This window comes from Streptomyces sp. NPDC002467 (assembly GCF_042889825.1).
GTDB lineage: Bacteria > Actinomycetota > Actinomycetes > Streptomycetales > Streptomycetaceae > Streptomyces.
On record NZ_JBIARJ010000010.1, the window covers coordinates 231,011 to 257,633 of the forward strand.

General features: G+C 72.5%; 23 protein-coding genes. 5 read left to right on the forward strand and 18 right to left on the reverse strand.

What is annotated here, in order from left to right:
* Positions 1 to 74: 74 nt before the first annotated feature.
* The gene (locus ACFYYJ_RS22275; RefSeq protein ID WP_385130662.1) at positions 75 to 1,430 is read right to left on the reverse strand and encodes a class II 3-deoxy-7-phosphoheptulonate synthase; all 1,356 of its coding nucleotides are present in this window, start codon (positions 1,428 to 1,430) and stop codon (positions 75 to 77) included.
* Positions 1,431 to 1,596: 166 nt separating this feature from the next.
* On the opposite strand from ACFYYJ_RS22275, the gene ACFYYJ_RS22280 reads away from it, so the two are divergent.
* Positions 1,597 to 1,665, forward strand: coding sequence for a trp operon leader peptide (locus tag ACFYYJ_RS22280; RefSeq protein ID WP_202203957.1), 69 nt, complete (start codon positions 1,597 to 1,599; stop codon positions 1,663 to 1,665).
* A 106-nt stretch (positions 1,666 to 1,771) separates the two neighbouring features.
* The gene (locus tag ACFYYJ_RS22285; protein WP_389134766.1) at positions 1,772 to 3,649 is read left to right on the forward strand and encodes an anthranilate synthase family protein; all 1,878 of its coding nucleotides are present in this window, start codon (positions 1,772 to 1,774) and stop codon (positions 3,647 to 3,649) included.
* 248 nt (positions 3,650 to 3,897) lie between these two features.
* Here the strand turns inward: ACFYYJ_RS22285 and ACFYYJ_RS22290 are convergent, their stop codons facing one another.
* The 5 genes from ACFYYJ_RS22290 to ACFYYJ_RS22310 form a co-directional block, all read right to left on the reverse strand.
* On the reverse strand, positions 3,898 to 4,890 hold the full coding sequence (locus tag ACFYYJ_RS22290) for a 2-hydroxyacid dehydrogenase (protein ID WP_389134769.1): 993 nt from the start codon (positions 4,888 to 4,890) through the stop codon (positions 3,898 to 3,900).
* 88 nt (positions 4,891 to 4,978) lie between these two features.
* Positions 4,979 to 6,007 (reverse strand): 6-phosphofructokinase, encoded by a 1,029-nt coding sequence (locus tag ACFYYJ_RS22295; RefSeq protein ID WP_385366278.1) that lies wholly within the window; start codon positions 6,005 to 6,007, stop codon positions 4,979 to 4,981.
* 164 nt (positions 6,008 to 6,171) lie between these two features.
* Entirely contained in the window at positions 6,172 to 6,852 is a 681-nt protein-coding gene (locus ACFYYJ_RS22300; protein ID WP_385366273.1) for a response regulator, read from the reverse strand.
* Positions 6,849 to 8,066, reverse strand: coding sequence for a MacS family sensor histidine kinase (gene macS, locus ACFYYJ_RS22305; RefSeq protein ID WP_389134772.1), 1,218 nt, complete (start codon positions 8,064 to 8,066; stop codon positions 6,849 to 6,851). The genes ACFYYJ_RS22300 and macS overlap by 4 nt, the downstream gene beginning before the upstream one ends.
* A gap of 49 nt (positions 8,067 to 8,115) precedes the next feature.
* The gene (locus tag ACFYYJ_RS22310) at positions 8,116 to 8,859 is read right to left on the reverse strand and encodes a lysophospholipid acyltransferase family protein (protein WP_389134852.1); all 744 of its coding nucleotides are present in this window, start codon (positions 8,857 to 8,859) and stop codon (positions 8,116 to 8,118) included.
* 170 nt (positions 8,860 to 9,029) lie between these two features.
* Between ACFYYJ_RS22310 and ACFYYJ_RS22315 the strand changes: the two genes are divergently transcribed.
* Both ACFYYJ_RS22315 and ACFYYJ_RS22320 read left to right on the forward strand, forming a co-directional pair.
* Positions 9,030 to 9,809: an alpha/beta hydrolase gene (locus ACFYYJ_RS22315; RefSeq protein WP_385366280.1), complete on the forward strand. Its 780-nt coding sequence runs from the start codon at positions 9,030 to 9,032 to the stop codon at positions 9,807 to 9,809.
* A complete protein-coding gene (locus tag ACFYYJ_RS22320) occupies positions 9,802 to 10,422 on the forward strand; it encodes a hypothetical protein (RefSeq protein ID WP_389134774.1) in 621 nt (206 codons plus the stop codon). The genes ACFYYJ_RS22315 and ACFYYJ_RS22320 overlap by 8 nt, the downstream gene beginning before the upstream one ends.
* A gap of 644 nt (positions 10,423 to 11,066) precedes the next feature.
* On the opposite strand, the gene ACFYYJ_RS22325 is transcribed toward ACFYYJ_RS22320, so the two are convergent.
* From ACFYYJ_RS22325 to ACFYYJ_RS22350, 6 genes are all read right to left on the reverse strand, one after another.
* Entirely contained in the window at positions 11,067 to 11,828 is a 762-nt protein-coding gene (locus tag ACFYYJ_RS22325; RefSeq protein ID WP_385366839.1) for an endonuclease/exonuclease/phosphatase family protein, read from the reverse strand.
* A gap of 66 nt (positions 11,829 to 11,894) precedes the next feature.
* Positions 11,895 to 12,836 (reverse strand): ROK family glucokinase, encoded by a 942-nt coding sequence (locus ACFYYJ_RS22330; protein ID WP_385130183.1) that lies wholly within the window; start codon positions 12,834 to 12,836, stop codon positions 11,895 to 11,897.
* A gap of 61 nt (positions 12,837 to 12,897) precedes the next feature.
* Positions 12,898 to 13,362, reverse strand: coding sequence for a DUF5304 domain-containing protein (locus tag ACFYYJ_RS22335; RefSeq protein WP_385130181.1), 465 nt, complete (start codon positions 13,360 to 13,362; stop codon positions 12,898 to 12,900).
* Between the two features lie 67 nt (positions 13,363 to 13,429).
* Complete coding sequence (locus ACFYYJ_RS22340; RefSeq protein WP_389134777.1) at positions 13,430 to 14,563, reverse strand: ArsA family ATPase; 1,134 nt, start codon at positions 14,561 to 14,563, stop codon at positions 13,430 to 13,432.
* A gap of 361 nt (positions 14,564 to 14,924) precedes the next feature.
* Positions 14,925 to 15,365, reverse strand: coding sequence for an SRPBCC family protein (locus ACFYYJ_RS22345; RefSeq protein ID WP_384587422.1), 441 nt, complete (start codon positions 15,363 to 15,365; stop codon positions 14,925 to 14,927).
* Positions 15,366 to 15,444: 79 nt separating this feature from the next.
* On the reverse strand, positions 15,445 to 16,242 hold the full coding sequence (locus tag ACFYYJ_RS22350; protein ID WP_389134781.1) for a metallophosphoesterase: 798 nt from the start codon (positions 16,240 to 16,242) through the stop codon (positions 15,445 to 15,447).
* A gap of 228 nt (positions 16,243 to 16,470) precedes the next feature.
* Between ACFYYJ_RS22350 and ACFYYJ_RS22355 the strand changes: the two genes are divergently transcribed.
* On the forward strand, positions 16,471 to 18,267 hold the full coding sequence (locus tag ACFYYJ_RS22355) for an AMP-dependent synthetase/ligase (RefSeq protein WP_389134784.1): 1,797 nt from the start codon (positions 16,471 to 16,473) through the stop codon (positions 18,265 to 18,267).
* A gap of 13 nt (positions 18,268 to 18,280) precedes the next feature.
* Here ACFYYJ_RS22355 and ACFYYJ_RS22360 read toward each other — a convergent pair whose 3' ends face one another.
* The 6 genes from ACFYYJ_RS22360 to ACFYYJ_RS22385 form a co-directional block, all read right to left on the reverse strand.
* Positions 18,281 to 19,897, reverse strand: coding sequence for a GMC oxidoreductase (locus ACFYYJ_RS22360; RefSeq protein ID WP_389134787.1), 1,617 nt, complete (start codon positions 19,895 to 19,897; stop codon positions 18,281 to 18,283).
* 407 nt (positions 19,898 to 20,304) lie between these two features.
* A complete protein-coding gene (locus tag ACFYYJ_RS22365; protein WP_385363667.1) occupies positions 20,305 to 21,447 on the reverse strand; it encodes a glycosyltransferase family 4 protein in 1,143 nt (380 codons plus the stop codon).
* A 20-nt stretch (positions 21,448 to 21,467) separates the two neighbouring features.
* Positions 21,468 to 22,595, reverse strand: coding sequence for a hypothetical protein (locus ACFYYJ_RS22370; RefSeq protein ID WP_389134791.1), 1,128 nt, complete (start codon positions 22,593 to 22,595; stop codon positions 21,468 to 21,470).
* 30 nt (positions 22,596 to 22,625) lie between these two features.
* Positions 22,626 to 23,672 carry an NlpC/P60 family protein gene (locus ACFYYJ_RS22375; RefSeq protein ID WP_389134794.1) on the reverse strand — a complete coding sequence of 349 codons (1,047 nt, stop codon included), beginning with the start codon at positions 23,670 to 23,672 and terminating at the stop codon, positions 22,626 to 22,628.
* 292 nt (positions 23,673 to 23,964) lie between these two features.
* Positions 23,965 to 24,993, reverse strand: coding sequence for an NlpC/P60 family protein (locus tag ACFYYJ_RS22380; protein ID WP_385363664.1), 1,029 nt, complete (start codon positions 24,991 to 24,993; stop codon positions 23,965 to 23,967).
* Between the two features lie 254 nt (positions 24,994 to 25,247).
* Positions 25,248 to 26,612 carry an NYN domain-containing protein gene (locus ACFYYJ_RS22385; protein WP_389134856.1) on the reverse strand — a complete coding sequence of 455 codons (1,365 nt, stop codon included), beginning with the start codon at positions 26,610 to 26,612 and terminating at the stop codon, positions 25,248 to 25,250.
* Between the last annotated feature and the right edge of the window lie 11 nt (positions 26,613 to 26,623).

The following is a 26,623-nucleotide window of genomic DNA, read 5'->3' on the forward strand; positions in this document are numbered from 1 at the left end:
CGGATACGAGGATGGGGCGCGGATCACATCGATCCGCGCCCCATCGTCACAGGCTGCTGCCCGCCGGTCGCTGCTTACTGGTCGCGGTACATCTCGGCGACCAGGAACGCCAGGTCCAGGGACTGGCTGCGGTTGAGCCGCGGGTCGCAGGCCGTCTCGTAGCGCTGGTGCAGGTCGTCGACGAAGATCTCGTCGCCGCCGCCCACGCACTCGGTGACGTCGTCACCGGTGAGCTCGACGTGGATGCCGCCCGGGTGGGTGCCGAGGCCCTTGTGGACCTCGAAGAAGCCCTTGACCTCGTCGAGCACGTCGTCGAAACGACGCGTCTTGTGGCCGGAGGCCGCCTCGAAGGTGTTGCCGTGCATCGGGTCGGTGACCCAGACGACGGTCGCACCGGAAGCGGTGACCTTCTCGACGAGCTCGGGGAGCTTGTCGCGGACCTTGTCGGCGCCCATGCGGACGACGAAGGTCAGCCGGCCCGGCTCGCGCTCGGGGTCCAGGCGGTCGATGTAGGTCAGCGCCTCGTCCACCGTGGTGGTGGGGCCGAGCTTGATGCCGATCGGGTTGGCGATCTGCGAGCAGAACTCGATGTGCGCGTGGTCCAGCTGGCGGGTGCGCTCGCCGATCCAGACCATGTGGCCGGAGGTGTCGTACAGCTTGCCGGTACGGGAGTCCGTACGGGTCAGCGCGCCCTCGTAGTCGAGCAGCAGCGCCTCGTGGGAGGCGTAGAACTCGACGGCCTTGAACTCGGCCGGGTCGGTGCCACAGGCCTTCATGAAGTTCAGCGCGTTGTCGATCTCCCGCGCGAGCTGCTCGTAGCGCTGCCCGGACGGGGAGGACTTCACGAAGTCCTGGTTCCAGGCGTGCACCTGGCGCAGGTCGGCGTAGCCACCGGTGGTGAAGGCGCGCACCAGGTTCAGCGTCGACGCGGACGCGTGGTACATGCGCTTCAGCCGCTCGGGGTCCGGGATCCGGGCCTCTTCGGTGAAGGCGAAGCCGTTGACGGAGTCACCGCGGTAGGTCGGCAGGGTGATGCCGTCGCGGGTCTCGGTGTCCTTGGAGCGCGGCTTGGAGTACTGGCCCGCGATGCGGCCGACCTTCACGACGGGCACGGAGGCCGCGTACGTCAGGACGGCGCTCATCTGGAGCAGCGTCTTCAGCTTGGCGCGGATGTGGTCGGCGGACACGGCGTCGAAGGCCTCGGCACAGTCGCCGCCCTGGAGCAGGAACGCCTCGCCCTTGGCGACGGCTCCCAGTCGGGCGCGCAGCTGGTCACACTCGCCCGCGAAGACGAGCGGCGGATACGACTCGAGGTCCGCGACGACAGCGCGCAGAGCCTCGGCATCGGGGTACGAAGGCTGCTGCGCCGCGGGAAGGTCTCGCCAGGTCGCCTTGGCGGCGAGGGCTTGGGTTTCAGCGTTCACGGTCACCTCGTAAACATTACGTCGTCATTCGTCACGTCCAGCCTTCCGACCACCTGGTGAGACGGAAGTGGCTCGAAGGTTGACGGAGCCCGAAAATACGGAATCCATGGTTCATACCGTGTCATGAGACGGATCCTGCGCCTGGAGGGCGATCTGGGCTAAGGTGCGCAGCATGTACGCGCACTCGAACCAGAACTGGTGGTGGACCGCTCCGGGCGGCCCACTCCTCGCGCGTACGTAAACGACACTACCGACGCGAAGGCCGCCCCGAGGGGCGGCCTTCCGTGTTTCTCACGGACGCACCGGGCCGCTCCTCCCGCTCCTCCCACCGGAAGGACGACCCGCCCATGTCCACGGCACTCAGCCGCCTGCTCGACGATTCCTGCCCCCCGTTCGCCCTGCTCCGCCGGCGCACCCCCGGCCGTGACCACGACACCGTCGAGGTCCTCCTCGGCCCGGTCCACGAGGCCGAGCGCCTCGCGGACCTGCCCGTGCGGGAGCTGCCCACCCTCGCGCTGGTCCCGTTCCGGCAGATCCGGGAGCGCGGTTTCGACGTGCGCGACGACGGCACGCCGCTGAGCGTGCTCGTCGCCGAGGAGACGTACGAGATCCCGCTCGCCGATGCGCTGGCCGCGCTGCCCTCGCACCCGGTCCGGGTCGACGGAGGCGGCTTCGACGTCCCCGACGAGGAGTACGCGGCCACGGTCGAGCGGGTCATCGAGGACGAGATCGGCCGCGGGGAGGGCGCGAACTTCGTCATCCGGCGCACCTTCGAGGGCCGGATCGAGGGCTTCGGCCGGTCCGACGCCCTCGCCCTGTTCCGGCGGCTGCTGGAGGGCGAGAGGGGCGCGTACTGGACGTACGTCGTCCACACCGGGGAGCGGACCCTGGTGGGTGCGAGCCCCGAGGTCCACGTCCGGATGTACGGCGGCACCGTCGTCATGAACCCGATCAGCGGGACGTACCGCTATCCGCCCGGCGGTCCGACCGTGGACTCGCTCCTCTCCTTCCTCGGCGACCGCAAGGAGACCGAGGAGCTGTCGATGGTGGTCGACGAGGAACTCAAGATGATGTGCACGGTCGGCGACCGCGGCGGGGTCGTGGTCGGACCGCGCCTCAAAGAGATGTCGCACCTCGCGCACACCGAGTACGAGCTGCGCGGGCGCTGCTCCCTGGACGTGCGGGAGGTGCTGCGCGAGACGATGTTCGCGGCGACGGTGACCGGCTCGCCCGTCCAGAACGCCTGCCGGGTGATCGAGCGGTACGAGACCGGCGGGCGCGGGTACTACGCGGGCGCGCTGGCCCTGCTGGGAGTCGACGCGTCCGGGTCCCAGACCCTCGACTCCCCCATCCTGATCCGCACCGCCGACATCGCCCCCGACGGGACGCTGCGCGTGCCGGTCGGGGCCACCCTCGTCCGGCACTCCGACCCGGCGGGCGAGGTCGCGGAGACCCACGCGAAGGCCGCCGGGGTGCTGGCGGCGCTCGGCGTCCGGCCGGCGGCGCCCCGCCCTGCCTTCGAGGGGGCGGCGCGACTGGCCGAGGACCCCCGGGTGCAGGCCGCGCTGTCCGCCCGGCGGGCGGACCTGGCCCCCTTCTGGCTGCGGATGCAGGAGCAGCCCGCCTCGCCGTCCGGCCACGCGCTGGTCGTCGACGGCGAGGACACCTTCACGGCGATGCTGGCGCACGTCCTGCGGGTGGCCGGGCTGGAGGTGACCGTACGCCGCTACGACGATCCGGGACTGCGGGCGGCGGCCCTGGCCTGGGAGGGCCCGATCGTGCTGGGCCCGGGCCCGGGGAACCCGGCTGACGCGGCGGACCCCAAGATGCGGATGCTGCGCGCGCTGACGGCGGAACTCCTCGGCTCGCACCGGGGCGGCCTGCTCGGGGTCTGCCTGGGACACGAGCTGCTCGCGGCGGAACTCGGACTGCCGCTGATCCGCAAGGCGGAGCCGGCGCAGGGGGCGCAGACGCGGATCGACCTGTTCGGGGCGCAGGAGGTGGTGGGCTTCTACAACACGTACACCGCGTACTGCGCCGAGGGCGCGGAGCCGGTGGGGGTGGAGGTCTCGCGGGATCCCGCGACGGGTGAGGTCCACGCCCTTCGCTCCGCGGCGCGGGGTTTCGCGGGGGTCCAGTTCCACCCGGAGTCGGTGCTGACCCTGCGGGGAGCGGAGCTGCTGCGCGGGCTGGTGGCCGACGTGACGGCTGCCGCCGCGGCGTAGGCGGGGGCAGCCGCTGCGCGGGGCCCTTCCCCCACCCCGCCCCTTCCCGAAACTGTGGGCTCCGCCCCCAGACCCCCGCGCCTCAAACGCCGGCGAGGCTGGATCTTCCAGCCCGCCCGGCGTTTGAGGGCACGGGCGCGCAGCGCACGTACGGGGTCCGGGGGCGGAGCCCCCGGGGAACGGTGGAAGGGCGGGGTGGGGGACGGCCCCGCGCAGCGGCACCCCACCGCACCGTCGCGGAGTACGGGTCAGGAGGGGACCAGGGTGTTCTCCGAGCGCCGCCCCGCGAGGAAATCCGTCACGTTGGCGGCCGTCGTGTCGATGATCTGCCCCACCGCGTCCGCCGTGTAGTACGCCTGGTGCGAGGTCACGACCACGTTCGGGAAGGTGACAAGCCTGGCCAGGGTGTCGTCCCCCACCGCCTCCATGGACTTGTCCGTGAAGAACACCCCGGCCTCGGCCTCGTACACGTCGAGGCCCACCCCCGTGAACCGTCCCACCCGCAGTTCGGCGACCAGCGCGTCCGTGTCGATGAGCCCGCCGCGGCTGGAGTTCACCAGGATCGCGTCGTCGCGCATCAGCCCCAGCGCCGCCGAGTCGATGAGGTGGTGGGTGGACTCCAGCAGCGGCACGTGCAGGCTGATGAGGTCCGAGGAGGCGAACAGCTCCTCCGTCTCCACGTACTTCATGCCCAGATCCACGCACGCCGGGTTCTGCGCCACGTCCCAGCCCAGCAGCTTCATGCCGAAGCCGTGCGCGATCCGGGTGAAGGCCTCGCCGATCTTGCCGGTGCCGAGGACGCCCACGGTGCGGCCGTGCATGTCGCGGCCCATCAGGCCGTTGAGACGGAAGTCGAAGTCCCGGGTGCGGTTGGAGGCCCTGACGATCCGCCGGTTGACGGCCATCGCGAGGGTCCAGGCGAACTCGGCCACCGAGTAGGGCGAGTAGTACGAGACGCGGCTGACGGTCATGCCCAGCCTGCGGGCCTCGTCCAGGTCGATGTTGTTGAAGCCGGTGGAGCGCTGGGCGATCATCTTCGTCCCGCCCGCCGCCAGGATCCGCAGCACCCGGCCGCCCAGGTCGGCGTTGACGCTGGAGGAGACGACCTCGTACCCGGCCGCGATCGGCGCGGTGTCCTCGTCGAGGAAGACGTCGAGGCAGCGGACCTCGTGTCGGCCCTCGAAGGCCCGCTCCAGGAGCGGCTCCTCGTCGGCGGTCACACCGAATGCCAGGATCTCCACGCTTGCTCCCGTACGTCGGACACATCAGGGCCATGGGTCGTTCGTCACGATACGACCCATGGCTCCCGGGTGGCGTCCGACCCTCGGATCAGCCGAAGAAGACCCCGACTTCCTCGTACAGCGCCGGGTCGACCGTCTTCAGCCTGGCCGTGGCCTCGGCGATCGGGACCCGGACGATGTCGGTCCCCTTGAGCGCGACCATCTTGCCGAAGTCCCGGTCGCGCACCGCGTCGATCGCGTGCAGCCCGAAGCGGGTCGCCAGCCAGCGGTCGAAGGCGCTGGGCGTGCCGCCGCGCTGGACGTGGCCGAGCACCGTCGTACGGGCCTCCTTGCCGGTCCGCGCCTCGATCTCCTTCGCGAGCCATTCGCCCACGCCCGAGAGCCGGACGTGCCCGAAGGAGTCCTTGGTGCCGTCCTTCAGCACCATGTCCCCGTCCTTGGGCATGGCGCCTTCGGCGATGACCACGATCGGCGCGTAGCTCGCCGTGAACCGGGAGGTCACCCAGGCGCACACCTGGTCCATGTCGAAGCGCTGCTCGGGGATCAGGATGACGTTGGCGCCGCCCGCGAGGCCCGAGTGGAGGGCGATCCAGCCGGCGTGCCGACCCATGACCTCGACGACCAGGACCCTCATGTGCGACTCGGCCGTGGTGTGCAGCCGGTCGATGGCCTCGGTCGCGATGCCGACGGCGGTGTCGAAGCCGAAGGTGTAGTCCGTCGCCGACAGGTCGTTGTCGATGGTCTTCGGTACGCCGACGCAGGGGATGCCGTACTCCTCGTACAGCTTGGCGGCGACGCCGAGGGTGTCCTCGCCGCCGATCGCGATGAGCGCGTCGACCTCGTACTTGGTGAGGTTCTCCTTGATCCGCCGCACCCCGTCCTCCACCTTGAACGGGTTGGTGCGCGAGGAGCCGAGGATGGTGCCGCCGCGGGGCAGGATGCCGCGGACGGCCGGGATGTCGAGGGGGACGGTGACTCCCTCGACCGCGCCCCGCCAGCCGTCCTTGAATCCGATGAACCCGTAGCCGTACTCCTGCTCGCCCTTGCGGACGACGCCCCGGATCACCGCGTTGAGCCCGGGGCAGTCGCCGCCGCCGGTCAGCACTCCGACCTTCATGGAATCTCCCTTCGCCATGACGGTCACGCTAGTGGTGACGCAGGTCACAGCAAGGGGAGTGGATGGGTCAATTCCGGTGATGTTGAGGGGCGTTGCGTACGCCCGTTCACTCGTACGAGGAGTTCGGGGAGGTAAGTGCGATGTTCGACCGCGCTCCGCCCGACCTACGCGTCGTCGAGGCCGCGCTCGATGGCGTAGCGGACGAGTTCCACCCGGTTGTGCAACTGGAGCTTGCCCAGGGTGTTCTGGACGTGGTTCTGCACCGTGCGGTGGGAGATGACCAGGCGTTCCGCGATCTGCTTGTACGACAGCCCCTTGGCGACGAGTCGCAGTACCTCGGTCTCCCGGTCGGTCAGCTGCGGGGCGTGCCGGTCGTCGGAGGCGGTCGGCGCCGGGTCGGTGGCCAGGCGGCGGTACTCGCCGAGCACCAGTCCGGCCAGGCCCGGCGTGAAGACGGGGTCGCCGACGGCCGTGCGGCGGACGGCGTCGATCAACTCCTGGGCGCCGGCGGACTTCAGCAGGTAACCGGTCGCGCCGGACTTCACCGCCTCCAGGACGTCCGCGTGCTCGCCGCTCGCCGACAGGACGAGGACCCGCAGCGCCGGGTTGGCGCCGACCAGCTCCTTGCAGACCTGCACCCCGGGCATACCGGGCAGGTTGAGGTCGAGGACCAGGACGTGCGGGGTGACGGCGCGGGCCCGGCGGACCGCCTCGGGGCCGTCGCCGGCCGTGGCCACCACGTCGAAGCCCGCGGCGGCCAGGTCGCGGGCGACCGCGTCCCGCCACATCGGGTGGTCGTCGACCACCATCACCTTGATCTCGCTCGGCACACTCGGCTCGCTCATCGCTGGTCCGTCCTCCCCCTGGGTACTTTCAGTTCCACTTCGGTGCCCTGTCCGGGAACGGACACCAGCTCGGCGCTGCCGCCGAGGTCGCGCAGTCGGCCGCGGATGGACAGGGCGACGCCCATCCGTCCCTCTCCCTCGGCCTGGTCCAGCCGGCCCGCCGGGATGCCCGGGCCGTCGTCGCGGACGGTGACGATCACCTCGTCGCCCCAGTCCTCGACCAGGATCCAGGCGCCGGCGCCTTCCCCGGCGTGCTTGCGCACGTTGTCGAGGGCGGCGCCGACCGCCGCGGCCAGTTCCTTCGCGGCGGGCACCGGCAGCCGCACCGGGGTGCCCGGCTCGGCGAAGCTCACCCGGGAACCGGCGTGCGGGGCGAGGAGGGTCCGCAGATCGACCTCGCCCTCGTCGGCGCCGGGCTCCTCCACCTCGTACGAGTCCACCAGCGCGCCCAGCGACTCGTCGCGGGAGATCCGGGAGGGGTGCACCAGCCCGCTGGAGACCAGGGTGCGCAGGGCCACTTCCTGCTCGCCCGCCATGCGGCCGAGTTCGGCGGCCTCCCCGCCCAGTTCGGTGCCGCGCCGCTGGACCATGGCGAGGACCTGGAGGACCCCGTCGTGGATGTCGCGGGCGAGCCGCTCGCGCTCGCGGGTGGCGGCCTCGATCTCCAGGGCGCGGGCCAGGGTGGCCTCGCTGGCCCGGGCGACCTCGACGACGTAGCCGATCGCGATGGAGGCGACCCAGACGAGCAGGACGTTGTGCAGGGTGTCGCGGGTGGGGTCGCCGCCGTGGATGACGAGGTTGGCGGCGGCCACGAAGGTGGAGGCGAAGCCGGCCCAGCGCCAGCCGCCCTTGAGGGCGAAGGCGAGGACCGCGCCGGCGGTCCAGATGCTGGGGAGGGTGGGGCCGCCCTCGGCGATCCGCTTGTGGGTGTCGGCGACCGGCGTGAGCAGGATCCCCGCGATGGCGACGGTGAGGTCGGCGCAGAGGAAGCGCTTGGTGCAGGCAGCGGCGCCGGCCACCTTGGAGGAGGTGGCCAGGGTCCAGACGGCGAGGGCGGCGAGGTAGCCGATCGCGACCACGGGCCGGTCGAACTTCTTGTAGGCGGAGGCGAACAGCACCACCGCGTAGACCATGGTCAGCAGGCGGTAGCCGGTCAGCGCCCGCCAGAGCGGCTGCTCCACCGACATGCGCACGACACGTTCACGTCTCGCCATTTCCCCCGCCCCCGCTCCCCGATCCCGCGGGCGGTACCGCCGCCGCCCGTTACTGCTCCGCGCTGTCGCCCTTGGCGCTCTTCTCGACCTTGGCGGCCTTCTCCGCGTCCTTCTCGGCCTTCTCCGCGTCGGCGATCTGCCGCTTGGCGGCCGTCGCGTAGATGTCCACGTACTCCTGGCCGGAGAGCTTCATGATCTCGTACATGACCTCGTCGGTCACCGAGCGGAGGATGAAGCGGTCCCCGTCCATGCCGTGGTAGCGGCTGAAGTCCAGCGGCTTGCCGATCCGGATCCCGGGGCGCATCAGCTTCGGCACCACCTTGCCGGGCGGCTGGATCTTCTCCGTGTCGATCATCGCCACGGGGATCACGGGCGCTCCGGTGGCCAGCGCCACCCGGGCGAGCCCGCCGGGCTTGCCCCGGTAGAGGCGGCCGTCGGGTGAACGCGTCCCCTCGGGGTAGATACCGAACAGCTCCCCGCGCTCGATGACCTCGATGCCGCTCTTGATGGCGGCCTCGCCGGCCCCCCGGGCACCGGAGCGGTCCACCGGGAGCTGGCCGACGCCCTTGAAGAAGGCGGCCGTCAGCTTGCCCTTGACGCCCGGGGAGGTGAAGTACTCGGCCTTCGCGATGAAGGTGACCTTGCGGTCCAGCACGGCCGGGAGGAAGAAGGAGTCCGAGAAGGACAGGTGGTTGCTCGCGAGGATCGCAGGCCCCTCGGCGGGAATGTTCTCCAGGCCCTCCACCCACGGCCTGAAAGCGAGCTTCAGGGACCCGCCGATGGAGAACTTCATTGCGCCGTAGATCAACTCGAAAGCCTTCCTGTGTCTGTCGAACAGACCTTATCCCCTGCCTCCCCCGACAGCGGCCCGACGGCCCTGGTCGGTACCAGTCCGGTCGCGTACGGTGAAGTCACACAGAGCAACGCACCCACCTGATGTACATCATGATCAAGGAGACCCTGGTGCCCGTCCTCCCTGGAGCCGAGCCGTTCCGCCACGAGGGCGGAGAGGTCGGCGTCCTCCTCTGCCACGGCTTCACCGGTTCCCCGCAGTCGATGCGCCCCTGGGCCGAGTACCTCGCCGGGAAGGGCCTCACGGTGTCGCTGCCGCTGCTGCCCGGGCACGGGACGCGCTGGCAGGACATGCAGCTCACGGGCTGGCAGGACTGGTACGCGGAGGTCGACCGGGCGCTCCAGGAGCTGCTGGACCGCTGCGCGCAGGTGTTCGTCTTCGGGCTCTCGATGGGCGGCGCGCTCACGCTGCGGCTGGCGGCCAAGCACGGGGACGCGATCAGCGGCCTCGTCCTCGTCAACCCGGCCAACAAGGTCCACGACCCGATGGCCTTCGCCCTTCCGGTGGCCAAGCACTTCATCCGGTCGACGCCGGGCATCGCCAGCGACATCGCGAAGCCGGGCTCGGAGGAGGTCGGCTACGACCGGGTCCCGACCCGGGCCGCGGACTCGCTGCGCAAGCTCTTCTCGCTGGTGGACGCCGATCTGCCGCAGGTGACGCAGCCGGTACTGCTGCTGCACAGCCCGCAGGACCACGTCGTACCGCCCGTGGACTCGGCGCGGATCCTGGCGCGGATCTCGTCGACGGACGTCACCGAGACCCTGCTGGAACAGAGCTACCACGTCGCGACGTTGGACCATGACGCGGAGCGGATCTTCGCGGACAGTTTTGCGTTCGTCGGCCGGCTGGCGGAGAGCGTGGGCAGGGAAGGGGCGGAGGCGGGTGGCTGAGCACGAGGAGCAGTCGGGCGGAGTTCCGCCGCTGGACGAGGAAGCGGCGTGGGCTGCGATCGTCGCCGGGTACGGACAGGAGCCGCCGGACCCGCCGGGGGCGAGGCCGTTCCGGCCGATCGAGAACCTGCTGCTGCCGGAGGAGGACGTGAAGCCGTTGCCGCCGGGGGCGGCGGGGGCGGAGGGGGCGGCGGGGGCGGAGGCCGGCTCCGAGGCGGACTCTGAGCCCGAGGCCGAGGAGCCGGAGCCGCCGGCTGCGGCCGCCCCGACCCTGGGCGGCTCGGTGGTCTTCGCCCCGGGCGTGGGCGGCATGGTGGGCCCCCGGGACCACTCCCTCGCGGAGCCGAAGGACGGGAAGGACGACGACGAGGGCCACTTCGTGCAGCCCGAACCGGAGCTGCCGGAGGCGGACACGACGTCGAAGTTCGCCTGGCTGGCGGTGGTCGGCGGGCCGGTGCTGCTGCTCCTGGCGGTGCTGCTGCAGTGGGAGATGACCTGGTGGCTGACCACCCTGGGCATCGGCGGATTCCTGGGCGGTTTCGCGACGCTGGTCGCGAGGATGGCGCAGGGCGACGACGATGACGACGATCCGGGGCGCGGGGCCGTGGTCTGACCTTTCCGATGCGCCGCTCGCGCGGCGGCTCGGCGCCGGGGCGCCAAGCCTCTTTCACGCGCCCCTCGCACGGCTCGGCGCCGGGGCGCCTCCCCGGCTTCGTGCCGCTGCAACGGCCTCCGGCCGTCGGTGGCTGGTCGGGGGTGCGGCCCCCTGGCTGGGCCCGGTGGTTCGTCTGCGGGTGGTGGGCCGCTGCGCGGGGCGTGGTCCCCTACCCGCCCTTCCCCCGTTCCCCGGGCTCCGCCCGGACCCGCCCTGGGGCTCCGCCCCAGACCCCGCGCCTCAAACGCCGGCGGGGCTGTACGCGCCCCGGCCGGGGCTGGATCCGCCCCCGCCGGCAAGGGCTGGAGCCGCCTCACCGGGGCTGAATCCGCCCCCCGCCAGGCTCAATCCGCCCCACCCGGGGGGATTTGTCCCTGCCAGGGCTGGACCTGTCTCGCCGGTGCTGGATTGCACGGGGGCAATTAAGCCCGCAGCCGGCGGACGGCAGCAACCAAATCCAGCCCCGCCGGCGTTTGAGGCGCCGCCGGAGGCAAAGCAGACCGTCCGGCGTCTGAGGACCGGGGGCCGGGTGCACCCAGCCCGTCCGAGGACCGGGGGCCGGGGCAGGGCCGTCCGCGGCTGAGGCGGGAGCGTCGTCCGGGCTACGGCGCAGCCGGGAGGCGGAGGACCGCCAGGACCGGGAGGTGGTCCGTCGCCGCGCGGAGGTCCGCGGAGGCGAGCCCCGGCAGCCCCGCGGGGACACCGCAGGCCAGCACCTCCACACCCCGCGAAGCGAACACCGCGTCGATCCGCCGGTCCGGCGCCGCCGCCGGGAAGGTCCGCTCCCCGCCCCAGGGGGACACCGTCCGGCAGTCCTGGAGGGTGTCGGCGAGCCGCCGGAAGACCGGGCCGCCCGGTGTTTCGTTCACGTCGCCGCCCACGATCGCGTACGGCGTGTCCATCGCGGCGACCCGGTCCAGAAGGAGTTCCGCCTGCGCCCCGCGTTCCGCCGCGTCGAGGGACAGGTGGGTGCTGACGACCCCCACCCGCGCCCCCGCGAAGCGGACCACCGCCGTGGCGAGGCCCCGCCGGTGCAGGCCCGGCGTGAGGGGCAGGAGTACGTCCTCGGTGCGCTCCACGAAGGCCCTCAGCGAGCACAGCAGCAGCGGCCCGGCCGCCGTCGCGCCGCCGCTCAGCACCACCAGGTCGGCCTTCGCGGCGAGCCGCGCCGCGTGCTTGCGCCAGCGGAAGAACAGCGGCGCCTCCTGGATGAAGACCAGGTCCGGCTCGCACGCCCGGATGACCCTGGCCACTGCGTCCTCGTCGTCGCGCAACGAGCGGATGTTGTAGCTGAGTGCCCGGATCACGGCGGAACCGTCCGGCTCGGTACGGGACTTCGGCAGCGGGGGCGGCAACTGGTCCATGCCCGCAAGATATGCCGCCGCCCGCCGCTCCCCCAAGGGGCACGGCGGGCGGAACGCCCGTAAGAGTCAGCCCTGGCGGGCCAGGTCGGCCGCGCCGACGAGGCCGGCCTTGCCTCCGAGCTGGGCGGCCAGCACCTGCGCGTGCGGACGCCAGGCACCGCCGACCAGCCAGCGCTTGAAGGACTTGCGGATCGGGTCGAGGACGAGGTCGCCCTCGTCGGAGACCCCGCCGCCGACGATGAACGCCGACGGGTCGAACAGGGACGCCAGGTCGGCCAGGCCCGCGCCGGCCCAGCGGGCCAGCTCGCGGAAGGCGTCGACGGCCACCAGATCGCCCTGTCGGGCGGCTTCGCTGATGTGCTTGCCCTCGATGCCGTCGGGGGTGCCGTCGCCGAGCGCGAGCAGGATCGCCGCGTTCTCGGGGGTGGCGTTGGCGCGCTGCTTCGCGTACCGGACGAGCGCGCGCCCGGAGGCGTACTGCTCCCAGCAGCCCTGGCTGCCGCAGCCGCACAGCAGACCGTCCGGGACGACCCGGATGTGCCCGAACTCGGCGGCCACGCCGAAGCGTCCGCGCCGCAGCTTGTTGCCGATGATGATGCCGCCGCCCAGGCCGGTGCCGAGCGTGATGCAGATGACGTCCTCGTGGCCCTGACCGGCGCCGAAGCGGTACTCGCCCCAGGCCGCGCAGTTCGCGTCGTTCTCGACGACGACGGGCAGGCCGATGCGCTGCTCGACCTTGTCCTTGAGCGGCTCGTGGCGCCAGTTGATGTTCGGCGCGAACAGGACGGTGGCCCGCTTGTCGTCCACGTATCCGGCGGCGCCGATGCCGACGGCCTCGATGGTGTGGTTGCTGCTGACCTCGGACACGGCGGCGCAGATGGCCTCCGTGACTCCGTTCGCGGTCGGCGGGGTGGGCACCTTGTACGTCTCAAGGATGGTGCCCTCTTCGTCGACCACGCCGGCCGCGATCTTCGTGCCGCCGATGTCGACGCCGATGGTGAGTCCCATTAGTCCCTCGGTTTCCGGTCAAACCCCGCCAGGGCCAACCGTACCCGAGCGTGCATGGGGTTCAGTCGAGATCGATGCGCTCGCCGGGGCCTGCGTCGGGGCCGTCGTCGCGGGGGTCGCGGTCGTGGGAGCCCGTGCGGGGGGCCGGGGGCTCGTCGCGCGTCCAGCGGCGCTCGTGGCCCTCGACGGCGGAGCGGTAGGCGGCGAGCAGCTCGGACCCGGCGGCCGCGAGGTGGTCGAAGACCTCGGGGTTCCGCTCGATGACGGGTTTCGCCGCGGTCTTGGCCTGGTCCACGAACTGGCGGACCGCGCCCTGGGCCGCGGCGCCGAAGAGCGGGTTGTTCAGCGCGGAGACCTTGTCCGCGACGGCGCCGAAGAGCTTGAAGAGTTCCTCGGCGGCGGTCCCGGTGGCACCGGCGCCCGGCTGTCCCTGGCCGCGCAGGCGCTCCTTCTCGGCGGCGAGGTCCTCGGCGCAGGCCTTGGCCCAGGCGTCGTCGTCGGTGGGACGGTCGGTGGCCTCGCTCATCGCGGGTTCTCCTTGCGGGGCGTTCGGTGCGGCCTCTTTCGACCTTACCCGAATGGGGGTACGCGGTTCAGTGCGTACGGGGCCACAGGCCCGGGTCCGGCGTGAAACGGACGCGGAGCACGCCGTCTGCGAGTGCGGCGCCGGAGACGGAACAGCGGCGCAGGACCGAGGGCAGGGGAACGATCCTGCGGTAGGGGCCCGCGGTGAGGAGCAGCTCGTCGCCGCGGCGGATCAGGTCGAGCTCGCTCTTGCGGGCGCCGGGCAGCGGCACCTCCCAGACGAGCACCCCGTCCTCGGCGCGGCGGTCCTCGACGGCCCAGCCCGGGCGGGGGGCGGGCGGCCGGGGCGCGAGCCCTTCCGCCTCCGCGAGGAGGGCCAGGTCGTGCGGGCCGCGCGGGTCCCGGCCGAGGTGGGCGAGCGGGATGACGGGGAGCTCGGCGGCCCACTCGGCGGTGTGCTTCTCCTGCTGGGAGGCGAGGCCGGCGAGCCAGGGGTCGGCGGAGCCCTGCGGGAGGAGGCGGTTGGCGACGACCGCGGAGACGGGCAGTTCCTGGAGGGCGAGCCCGAGCCGGCCGAGCCGGAGCGCGTCGGCGGCGGCCGGTCCGGGCTCGGCGACGAGCCGTATCTCGGTGGTGTCGGACTCGACGACGGCCTGGACGGCGGCGAGCTCCTCGTCCCAGCGGGCGGCGGTCTCGTAGAGCCACTGCGCGGGCATGGGCACACCGGCGAGCTGGGCGAGTACGGGACGCAGGGCGCGGGCGGCCTGGCGCTCCGCGGGGAGCAGCCGGGCGAGGTAGCGGCGCAGCTGGGCGGGGAGGGAGAGGGTGGCGACGGCCCGGTGCAGCGGGGGCAGGTCGACGACGACGAGGTCGGTGGCGGGGGTGGTGGCGGCCCGGCGGACGGCGCGGAGCAGGGCGAACTCCTCGGCGCCGGGGAGCTCGGTGAGCTCTTCGGCGGTGAGGGGCCGGGCGCCGATCATCCCGAGGAGCGCGGATCCGCGCTCCTGGAGGGCGACGAGCTCGTCGCGGAACTCCTGGCCGGAGTCGACGCGGGCGACGCTCAGCCGGTCGTCTTCGGGCGGGTGGGGGGCGTCGGTGAGCAGCAGTACCCGGCGGCCTTCGCGTGCCGCGGCGAGGGCGGTGGCCGCGGCCACGGTCGTCTTCCCGGCTCCGCCGGGGCCGGTGATCAGGAGGGTGTGCATGTCGCTCCGACTCGGTGGTGGTTCTCCCGCTGCGCTGGGCTCCCGGGCGCCGCCCGGACCCGCGCCTCAATCGCCGGCGGGGCTGGACGCGGCTGCTGCCGTCCCCCTCCTGCGGCCCAAAGATCGGGTCTCCGCCCCGGACCCCGCTCCTCAAACGCCGGAGGGGCTGGAACGTCCCCCCGGCGGGGCTGGGATGGCCCTGCGGGCAAATCCCGCCCGCCTGAGCGCAAGGTCGCGCTGCGCGCACTTGCGGGCCGGCCTCGGCCAAATCCAGCCCCGCCGGCGATTGAGGCGCGGGCTCCGGGGCGGAGCCCCGGCAGCGGCGCCGCACCCAAGAACCGGCGGGCGACCCCGCAGGGGATCAGGCGGATTCGACGCGCTTCTTCAGGCCCGCCAGGGCACGGTCGATGATGACCTTCTCCGCCTTGCGCTTGATCATGCCCAGCATCGGGATCTTGACGTCCACCGTCAGCTGGTACGTGACCTCGGTCCGCTTGCCGCCGTCCACCGGGGCCAGCCGGTACGAGCCGTCCAGCTGCCGCAGCATCTGGGACTTGACCAGGGTCCAGCTGACCTCGTCCGGGCCGGTCCAGGTGTAGCCGAGCACGTGGTCGTCCTTGATCGCGCCCGCGTCGAGCAGGAGCCGGACCTTCTCGGCGCGGCCCTCGGCGTCGGCGGCCAGTACCTCGGCCTCCTTCACCTCGCCGGTCCACTCGGGGTAGCGGGCGAAGTCGGCGATCACGGCCATCACGTCGGCCGGGGCGGCGTCGATCGTGATGCTTGAGCTGGTGTGTTCCGCCATCGCGGTGGCTCCTCCGGGGAGTGTTCGAGGAAGTGTGCGGCCTCCGGCCGCCGCTCGAAGGCTACCGTGCGTGCGGTGGTCACCACTCCAGGGCCCATGGCCTTCCGGTGGCCGCGAAGTGCCCGACGTTCACGCACTCGGTGTTCCCGATCCGCATCCGCCGCGCCAGCGGCTGGTGCACGTGCCCGAAGAGGGCGTACCGGGGCCGGGTCCGCCGGATCGCGGCGAGCAGTGCCTCGCTTCCCCGTTCGAAGCGCCGTGCCACCGTGTCGTAGCAGAGCTCCGGCACTTCCGGAGGGATGTGCGAGCACAGTACGTCGACGTCGCCGAGCGCCTCCACCTTGGCCGCGTATTCCTCGACGTCCACCTCGTACGGGGTGCGCATCGGCGAGGGCAGTCCGCCGCCGACGAAGCCGAAGACGCGGCCGCCGATCTCGGCCCGTTGCCCGTCGAGGACGGTGATGCCGTGGCGGTCGGCGTACTCGGGCCACAGTCCGGGGACGTCGACGTTGCCGTAGGTGGCGTACGTGGGGGTGGGGAAGGCCGCGAACATCTCGGCGTACTGGCGGCGCACCGCGCCCTCGATCATCCGGTCACGGTCCATTCCGGCCCACAGCTCCCGGCCGAACGCGTGTGCTTCGGCGAACCGGCGGGCGGTGCGCAGTTCGACGATCCGGTCGGCGTTGTCGACGCCGAAGAGGTCGGGGAAGATCCCGCGCGAGTGGTCGGCGTAGTCGAGGAAGAGGACGAGGTCGCCGAGGCAGATCAGGGCGTCGGCGCCCTCCCCCGCCCTGGCGAGGGCCTCGGTGTTGCCGTGCACGTCGCTGACGACGTGGATCCGTGTGCGACTTTTCCTGCCACGCGCGCTGCCACCCATGCGGCCACCCTAGAGGTGGGGGGTAACCCGGGGTAGGGGAACCGTGGAAGCCCGTCCTACCTGCGGTTACTTCCGAGTCGCGAACGGGGTCGACTACTGTCGGCTCGTAAGGGCCGTGTCTGTGACGCACGGAACATCTGGCCGGTTCCCTCTATCGGGAACCCACTACTCGTGGGTAACGTCCGGTCGGTCCACATGGTGGCGATGGCGCCCAGAGGAGCAGCAGTCTTGCGCGAGTTCAGCCTTCCGGCCCTGTACGAGGTCCCGTCGGACGGGAACCTGACGGATCTCATCCGCCGCAATGCCGCGCAGCATCCGGACACCGCCGTCATGGGCCGCAAGGTCGACGGCCGGTGGCAGGACGTGACCGCGACCGAGTTCCTGGCCGAGGTCCGGGCCACCGCGAAGGGCCTGATCGCGGCGGGCGTCCGCCCGGGCGACCGGGTCGCCCTGATCTCCCGCACCCGCTACGAGTGGGTGCTGATCGACTTCGCGATCTGGACCGCCGGCGGTGTCACGGTCCCCGTCTACGAGACCAGCTCTCCCGAGCAGATCCAGTGGATCCTCGGTGACTCCGGCGCCGTCGCCGTGGTTGTGGAGAGCCCCGGGCACAGCGCGTCCGTCACCTCCCTGCGGGACCGGCTGCCGGAGCTGCGCGAGGTCTGGGAGATCGAGCAGGGCGCCGTCGAGGCCCTGAAGGCCGCGGGCGCCGGGATCACGGACGCCGAGGTCGACGAGCGCAGCAGCCTCGCGGTCGCGGACGACCCGGCCACCATCGTCTACACCTCGGGCACCACCGGCCGCCCCAAGGGCTGCGTGCTGACCCACCGCAACTTCTTCGCCGAGTGCGGCAACGTGGTGGAGCGCCTCAGCCCGCTCTTCCGCACCGGCGAGTGCTCCGTGCTGCTCTTCCTGCCGGCCGCGCACGTCTTCGGCCGCCTGGTCGAGGTGGCCGCCGTGCTGGCGCCGATCCGGCTGGGCTGCGTACCGGACATCAAGAACCTGACCGACGAGCTGCAGTCCTTCCGGCCCACGCTGATCCTCGGCGTACCGCGCGTCTTCGAGAAGGTCTACAACTCGGCGCGCGCCAAGGCCCAGGCCGACGGCAAGGGCAAGATCTTCGACGCGGCGGCCGAGACGGCGATCGCGTACAGCAAGGCGCTGGACGCCCCGGGCGGCCCGTCCTTCGGCCTGAAGCTCAAGCACAAGATCTTCTCGAAGCTCGTGTACAGCAAGCTGCACACGGTGCTCGGCGGACGCGGCGAGTACGCGATCTCCGGCGGCGCCCCGCTGGGCGAGCGCCTCGGGCACTTCTTCCGCGGCATCGGCTTCACGGTGCTGGAGGGTTACGGCCTGACCGAGTCCTGCGCGGCGACGGCCTTCAACCCGTGGGACAAGACGAAGATCGGTACGGTCGGCCAGCCGCTCCCGGGCTCCGTGGTGCGCATCGCGGACGACGGCGAGGTGCTGCTGCACGGCGAGCACATCTTCAAGGAGTACTGGAAGAACGAGACGGCCACCGCCGACGCGCTGACCGACGGCTGGTTCCACACCGGCGACGTCGGCACGCTCGACGAGGACGGCTACCTCGCGATCACCGGGCGCAAGAAGGAACTGATCGTCACGGCCGGCGGCAAGAACGTCGCACCCGCCGTGATCGAGGACCGGATCCGGGCGCACGCGCTGGTCGCGGAGTGCATGGTCGTCGGCGACGGGCGGCCGTTCGTGGCCGCGCTGGTCACCATCGACGAGGAGTTCCTCGGCCGGTGGGCCGCGGAGAACGGCAAGCCGGCCGGTGTGACGGCGGCGCAGCTGCGCGAGGACGCGGAGCTGATCGCCGCCGTCCAGAAGGCCGTCGACGACGGCAACGCGGCGGTGTCCAAGGCGGAATCGGTGCGGAAATTCCGCATTCTGCCCTCCCAGTTCACGGAGGAGTCGGGTCACATCACGCCTTCGCTGAAGCTGAAGCGCAACGTGGTCGCGAAGGACTTCGCGGACGAGATCGAGGCGCTGTACCGGGGCTAGTCCCGGCGGTCGTTCATCTTGGGTCCTCGGCGAGGATCCGGGCCATGTTCCGCTCCGCGAGGGCGGTGATGGTCACGAACGGGTTCACGCCGAGCGATCCGGGGACCAGGGAGCCGTCGACGACGTACAGCCCCTGGTACCCCTTCGCCCGCCCGTACCCGTCGGTGGCGTCGCCGAGCACGCAGCCGCCGAGCGGGTGGTAGGTGAAGTCGTCGGCGAAGGCCTTGTTGCCGCCGAAGAGGTCGTAGCGGTACATCGTGAAGTTCTTCCAGTTGATGCGGTCGAAGAGGCACTTCGCCGCGTTGACCGAGGGCGTGTTCTGGTCCCTGCTCCAGTTGAGGCGGGCCGAGTCGGTGGCCGCGTCGTAGGTGAAGTGCCCGCGCTCCGGGTTCTTGGTGATGGCCAGGTACATCGAGATCCAGTGCTCCAGCCCCATGGGGAGCGGGGCGATCTCGGCGAAGACGGGGTTCGAGGCGTTGTCCCAGTCGTCGATGCCCATGGCGGGCATGGTGGCCTGGTTCGCGCCGACGGTGTCCCAGAGGTGGTTGGCGCGGGCCGTCATGACGTTGCCGTTGTGGCCCCAGCCGAGCCCGACCTCGGGGCTGAGCGCCGGCAGCGCGCCCGTCTCCCGGGCCCGGAGCAGGATCTCGGTGGTGCCGAGGCTGCCGGCGCCGAGGAAGAGCTGCTTGCAGCCGAGTTCGCGGACCTGGGTGACCCGTCCCGTGACGTCGCTGGTCTGCACGGTGAGGACGTACCCGCCGGCCGGGTCCTGGCGTACGCCGACGACGCGCTGCATCGTCTCGATGGTCACGTTGCCGGTGCCGAGGGCGGCGGCGAGGTAGGTCTTGTCGACGCTCTTCTTGCCGTGGTTGTTGCCGTAGATGACCTCGCCGGCGAGGGCGGACCGGGTGGCGGTGCCGGCGGCTTCCCGCTTCATGTACTCGAAGTCGTAGACGTTCGGCACGAAGACGGTCTTGAGGCCGGTGTTCTGGGCGTGCTTGCGGGAGATCCGGGCGAAGCGGTACCACTCCGTGGACTCGAACCAGGCCGGGTCGATGTCGTTGACGCCGAGCATGGCGCGGGCGCGGGGGTAGTACGTGCCGTACATCTCGTCGGCGTCGACCTGCGGCAGCACCTCCTGGAAGTACGAGCGCCTGGGCGTGGGCGCCATGCCGCCGTTGACGAGCGAGCCGCCGCCGACGCCGCGTCCCACGTACACGGACATGTCGCCGTAGTTCACGCGGTCGAGGACGCCGGGGTACGGGCTGATGTCGCGGTTGACCACGTCGAGCCAGAGGAACTGGGCGAGCGGGGCCTCGGTGCGGTTGCGGAACCACATGGAGCGCTGGTCCGGCGCGGAGGTGGAGGGGAAGACCTTGCCGTCGGGGCCGGGGGTGTTCCAGAGCCGGCCCATTTCGAGGACGACGGTACGCACGCCGGCCTGGCCGAGGCGCAGGGCGGCGACGGCGGAGCCGTAACCGGAGCCGACGACGATGGCGGGGGCGTACTGCGCGGCGGCCGGCTCGGCGGCGGCCGCGGATTGCAGCCCGATGCGGGTGAAGCCGAGGGCGGCTGCGGTCTGGAGGGCGCCGATGCCCAGGAAGTGACGACGCGTCAGGTGTGGTGTCATGGCCGCATCATGGACGGAATTCGGCCTTCCAGCCAGACGCCGCCTTGACAGGCATCTGAGAGACAGTCAGATCTGACAGTCGCCGCGGGCACCGGGGAGCGCCGCGACCCAAAGCCTCGGGGCTCCGCCCCGCACCCCGCTCCTCAATCGCCGGAGGGGCTGGTTTTGCCTCCGGCGGCGCCTCAAACGCCGGCGAGGCTGGTCTTTAACCGGCGGGCCGGAATCGGCTCGTGGGCAATCCGGCCGCACCCAGCGGACGGCAGGAGCCGAATCCAGCCCCGCCGGCGATTGAGGCGCGGGTCTGGGCGGAGCCCAGGGGGCCGCGCAGCGGCTCCTTCAGCCTCGCCGGCGTTTGAGGCGCGGGGGCTCGGTGGGCAGCGCCCACGCAACGGCGCCGCGCCGGCCGGCTACAGAAGCTCCCGCAGGCGATCCGCCAGCAGGTCCCAGCGCCACTTCTCCTCGACCCACGCCCGCCCCCGTTCGCCCATGCGCGCACGCAGGTCCGGGTCCCGGAGGAGGGTGACGATGCGGTCCGCCGCGTCTTCCGGGGCGCCGCCCCGGACCACCCACCCCGTCTCCCCGTCGAGCACCGCGTCCGGCGCCCCGCCGGAGTCGCCCGCGACCACCGGCAGGCCCGTCGCGGAGGCCTCCAGGTAGACGATGCCTAGCCCTTCCACGTCCAGCCCGCCCCGCCGGGTGCGGCACGGCATCGCGAAGACGTCGCCCGCCCCGTAGTGGGCGGGGAGTTCGGACCACGGGACCGCGCCCGTGAAGACCACCGAGTCCGCGACCCCGGTCGAGACGGCGAGCGCCCGCAGGTCCGATTCGTACGGCCCGCCGCCCACGATCAGCAGCACCGCGTCCGGCACCTGCGCGAGGATCGCGGGCATGGCCTCGATGAGGGTGTCCTGGCCCTTGCGCGGCACCAGCCGCGAGACGCAGACCACCACCGGGCGGTCGGTCAGCCCGAGCCGCGCCCGGACCTCCGCGCCGCCCGACTCCGGGTGGAACGTCTTCTCGTCCACCCCCGGCGGCAGTTGGACCATCCGGGCCGCCGCCCGATCCGTCACCGCCGAGGCGATCCGCGAGCGCGTGTACTCCCCGAGGTACGTCAGCGTGTCCGTGCCCTCGCCGATCCGCCGCAGCAGCTGCCGCGCGGCCGGCAGTTGCGCCCAACCCGCCTCGTGCCCGTGCGTGGTGGCGACCAGCCGCTTCGCGCCGGCCCGCCGCAGCGCCGGGCCCATCAGCCCGAGCGGGGCCGCCGCCCCGAACCACACCGACTCGCAGCCGTGCTCGCGCAGCAGGCCCACCGCCCGCCGGGTCACGCGCGGGGTCGGCAGGAGCATCGTCGTGCGGTCGCGCACGACCTGGAACGGCTGCTCCGCGTCGAAGGCCGCGGTGGCCTCGCGGCCCTCCGCGCTGTGCTTCCACGTGGAGGCGTAGACGACGACCCGTTCGGGATCCAGCCGCAGCGCCATATTGTGGAGGAAGGCCTGGATCCCGCCCGGTCGCGGCGGGAAGTCATTGGTCACGATCAGCGTCTTGTGCATCGCCTGCCGACAGTACTAGCTCAGCCCAGCTCGTCGCGCAGGGACTCCTGCCAGGTACGGGTGAGCGTGTCGGTGTCGGTTCCCAGGACGTCGGCCAGGGCGGTCGGCAGCGGTTCGCGGCCCGCCGTCTCGTAGAGGCGGACCAGGCCCGCCTCGCCCCATTTCTCCGCGATCAGCCGGCAGGCCAGCCACGCGCCCTCGTACGCCCGTGCCGCCGCGTCCGGGTCGCCGCCGAAGGCGAAGTCCTCCGGGCCGGGGAGTGCGGCCGGTACCTCGCCGCGGCGAACGGCCCGCGCGAGCGTGGGGGCGCCCTGCGCGGAGGTGGTGGATGTGTCCCGGTAGGCCGCCCAGTCCGCGAAGCCCTCGGAGAGCCACTGCGGGGTGCCGGCGGTGGTCGCGGCGCGCGTCGCCACGTGCGTGACCTCGTGGGTCAGCACGATCCGCCGGCCCTGCCCGCTCAGCTCCGGGTACGCCTGCGGGTTGACCACCACCCGGTCCGCGGGGGCCGGCCCGGAGCCCACCTGGCCGGTGGTGACGGCCCCCAGCCCCCGCACGGTCTCGGCGGGGCGGCCCAGCAACCCGGCCATCCCCTCCAGGGTGCCGGGTACGAGGACCACGACCCGCCCCGCCCACGGCCGCGGCCACGCCGCGCCGACGGCCGGCACCGCCCGGTCGGCCTCGGCCGCGATCCCGGACAGGGTTTCGGGGGACTGCCCTTCGCCGCCCAGCACCAGGGAGTGCGCTCCGCGCGCCACCGTCACCGCGCCCTGGTCCCACGGCTGCGGCAGGGCGCCGGGCGCGGGCCGGTCGGCCGTGACGCGCCACCGCCCGCCCTCCCCGTCCAGGGTGAGCTCCCGCGCCGAGCCGGCCGGGGCCGTGTCGTAACCGGAGAGCCGGTAGCGCAGTTCGGCCCGGGCTGTGGCCCGGGGGCCGTCCCGCCGCACCGAGGTGACCTCGTACGACCAGTCCTCCAGCGGGATCCCGGCGAGCCGCCCGGGCGGCACCCGCGACCAGGCCGCCACGGCCTGCCGGACGTCCCGCTCGGCGGTGTCCCGGGGGGCGGTGGGCGCGCCGCAGCCGGTCGGCAGCACGTACAGCGCGCAGAGCAGCAGCGGCAGGGCACGTGGGACGGGGCGACCGCGGGGCATCCGCCGATCGTACGTGCGCGCTCCGCCCGCTCAGGGGCGGGTGACCGACGACACCGGCATCATCCCGACCGGGTCGTAGCGCACCCGGGCCCCCGGGTAGGGAGCGTGGACCACCTGGCCGTTGCCGACGTACATGCCGACGTGGCTGGCGTCGGAGCGGTACGTCACCAGGTCCCCGGGGCGGGCCTGCGAGAGCGGCACCTGGCGGCCGGCGTGCCGCTGGGCCTGCGAGGTGCGCGGCAGCGAGACGCCCGCCTGCCGGTACGACCAGACCATCAGGCCGGAGCAGTCGAAGCCGGAGGGACCGGTGGAACCCCATACGTAGGGGCGGCCGACCGCCGACCGGGCCGCCATCACGGCGGCCGCGGCGCGACCGGAGGAGGGCCCGAAATCGGCGAGTTCGGGCAGTGCGTCCTGGCGGCCGCCGGAGCGCGAGGCCCGCTCGTAGTCGGCCCGTTCCTCGGAGGGCATGGCGTTGAGGAGCCGCCGGGCCGCGGCGAGCTTGGCGGTGACGGACCTCTTCTGGGTGGCCACGTCGGCGCGCAGGGCTTCGAGTTCGGCGAGTTTCCCGGAGGCTTCGCGGCGCTCCTGGGCGAGCCGGCGCTGCTCCTCGCGCAGCGCTTCGAGCTGTCGGGCCTGGCGCCCGGTCAGCCGGTCCAGGGCCGCGGACTGTTCGAGGTAGGCGTCCGGGTCGTCGGCGAGCATCAGGGCGAGGGAGGGGTCGATGCCGCCGCTGCGGTACTGGGCTCCGGCGAAGGTGCCGAGGACGCCGCGCATGGTGTTGACGCGTTCCTGGCCGCGGGCCACCGCGTCCTGGGCCCGGCTGATCTCCGCGCGGAGCCGGTCGGCCTTCTCGCCCGCCTCGTTGAAGCGCTCGGTGGCCTGCTCGGCCTCCTCGAAGAGCCGGTCGACCTGGGCGCGGGCGCCCGCCGCCGGGTCCTGCGGGAGCCCGGGGGCCGCGCCCGCGGGTGCGCCGGCCATGACGACCGCTGCGCCTGCCGCCGCGGCGGCGGTCAGGACGGTGACCTTCGTGTTCCGGTCGAGGGCGCTCGGCCCGGTCCGGCGATGGGACGCCACGTGAAACCGCTCCCTTCCGCTGCGCGGGGCCCGGGTCCGCCCGGTGGGCGGCCGTGTGCCGGGTTCCGCGCTGGCAGACAGTAGCGGCGCCGCGGGGCACCGACCAACGACCATCAGAGGGCACGCACAGTGACGCCCCGTCGGAGACGCAGGTCACCGGCGGGGCGTGTGGTCGCGGCGCACGCGTGCAATTCCCCCGGATGGGCGGTGCGCGCGGCGCGTTGTGTGACGGGGGAGGTTCCCGGGGCCTCAGGGACCCCAGAGGTCCCGGGGGCCCCAGGGACCCGAAGGGTCAGCCGACCCGGACGCCGAACTGGAACGGCATGTTGTCCATGGACTCGTACTTGATGCCGCTGCGCGGGTTCGAGGCGTGCAGCGTCATGTTGTTGCCGGCGTAGAGGCCGACGTGGTGCAGGTCGCCGTAGAAGAAGACGAGGTCACCGGGCTGGAGCTGGCTGCGGCTGATGCGGGTGCCGTCGTTGACCTGGGTGTAGGTGACGCGGCTGATGTTGACGCCGGCCTGCTTGTACGCCCACTGGGTCAGGCCCGAGCAGTCGTACACGTTGGGGCCGGTGCCGCCGGACTGGTAGGCGAAGCCGAGCTTCGTCTTGGCGGCTTCGAGAGCGGCGCCGGCGCGGCCGGAGGCCTTGACGTTGCCGAGGTCCACGCGCTGGCCGTCGGCGCGGCTGGCGCGCGTCTCCTCGTCCTTGAGCGCCGCGCGCTCCTGCGCGGTCAGGGTGTTGAGCACGGCCTGGGCCGCGGCGAGCTTCTCCTGCGAGACCTTCTTCTTCTCCGCGAGCTCCTTGCGGGTGGCATCGAGGTCGGCGAGCTTGCCGGCGGCCTCCTGGCGCTGCTGCGCGAGGGTGCGCTGCTTGGCCTGGATCCGCTGGACCGCCTCGACCTGCTTGCCGCTCAGGTGGTCGAGGGAGGCGGCCTTGTCGAGGTAGCCGTCGGGGTCCTCGGAGAGGAGGAGGGCGAGCGCGGGATCTATGCCGCCGGTGCGGTACTGCGAGGTGGCCATCGAACCGAGCGTGTTGCGCAGCTCGTTGATGTCCGCCTGGCCGCGCGCGACCTGGTCCTGGAGGTACCCGATCTCCTTTTCGAGCTGCTCCTGGCGCTCCTTGGCCCCGTTGGACTTCTCGGTGGCCTGCTCCGCCTCTTCGTAGAGGGCGTCGACCTGGGCCTTGACCTCGTCCTTGCTCGGCTTGGCCGGCGCGGCGGAGGCGCTCTGGGCGGTGAGGGCTACGGCTGCGGCGGCGGTGACGCTGAGGAAGGTCACACGAGCGCGGGTCGGCTGCTTGGGTCGACGGTGGGACGCCACGGGGGCGAGCTCCTTCTTCCTTGGAGCCGCCGAAGAACACACGCTCGGCAGCACCTCCGCCGCCACCCCGAATGAGTGATCTACCGCACGAAGGTTTGAGCAGACCTTAGTGACCTCGCTGTGATCAGTTCAAATCCCGTCGCGAAAAAACTCGCCACCCGACCAGGTTCTTTACCTACAGTGCACGCTGCGTGCAGGCCACTTGACCGTACGTCCCCCAGACTTCCCGCCAATTCGGGCATTGGGGCCAGGAGTTACGAAACGCGCGAAAGGCGCTTCAGGAGCAAGGCGGACGTCACCGGCCGCGCCCCGGCTTTGGCCACGCCGTCGGCGACCTCCCGGTCCGTGGAGACCACGACCACCGGACGGCCGGGCGGCTCCGCGCGCACCAGCTGACGGATCAGCTCGTCCGCCGTCACCCCGGCCTTGGAGAACAACACCCGCACCCCACGCGGCGGCGCGAGCAGCACCGGGGCCGCGAGCTCCGCACCGTCGAAGACACAGGTCATCTCGGCGCCCGTCTGCGCGGCCAGCATCGACAGCCCGCCGAGCAGTCGCAGCCGCTGCTTCTCCAGCGGCATCGTCGGATAGCCGGTCTTCGTCACGTTGTAGCCGTCGACCACCAGATGGGCCTGCGGCAGCGCCAACAGCTGGTCCAGCAGCGCCGGATCGGTCTCCGACAACGCCCGCGCCGCGATGTCCTTCGGTGTCATCCGGCCGGGCTCCACCGCGTCCACGGTGTCCGCGGGGCGGGTGTTGACCGGCGGCAGCGCCAGTTCCCGGCGCAGACCCGCCGCCGCGTCCAACACCGTGTCCAGCAGCAGCCGCAGCCGCATGTCCTCGATGCTGCGCCCCTCGCGGGTGGCCCGGCGGGAGGTCTCCAGAGCCGTCTCCACCTCCGTGAGCCGGGACTTGAGCCGCCGGCTCTCGCTCTCGGCGGCCGCCACCTGCGCGGCGGCCTCCCCGCGGATCCCGTCGATCTCGGCGTTCACCTTGCGCAGGGCCGCCTCGCCGCGCTTGACGTCGCTGAGCGCGCTGCGCAGCTTGCGCTGAAGCGATTCGGCTTCCTTCCGGGCGGCCTCCAGCTCGGCCCGGACCTCTTCGCCCCCGGTGCGCTGCAGTTCCCGTACGTGGGCCAGCTCCTCGCGCAGCCGCTCCAGCTCGCGCCGGGTCTCCTCGCCCACCCGCTCGGCGTCGGCGCGCTGCGCCTCCTCGCCCGCGGCGGCGACCAGCTTGACCCAGCCGGCGGGCCGCAGCAGGTACGCGGCGGCGGCCACGTCCAGGGGATCGGCGGCGGCCGGCGGCGCGCCGGACTCCAGCGCCGCGGCCAGGTCGCCCTGCGCCTCGCGCAGCTTCTCGGCGACCCGGCCGCGGAAGACGCCGTCGGCCTCGACGGCCGCGGCCATGGCGTTCCCGGCGAACTTGACCCGCCGGGTCGGGGTGAACCGGGCGTACTGGCGCAGCTGCGCCGGGAGGTCCGCGACCGTCAGTCCGCCGAAGGCGTCCGAGACGAGCGCGACGACCCGACGCCGCACGCCTTCCGGCAGCGGGCGGTCGAGCACCTCGGCGGCGTCGCCGGCCGCATCGGCCGGCTCAGCGCCGCTTGCTGGCTCCACGATCCGTCACCCCT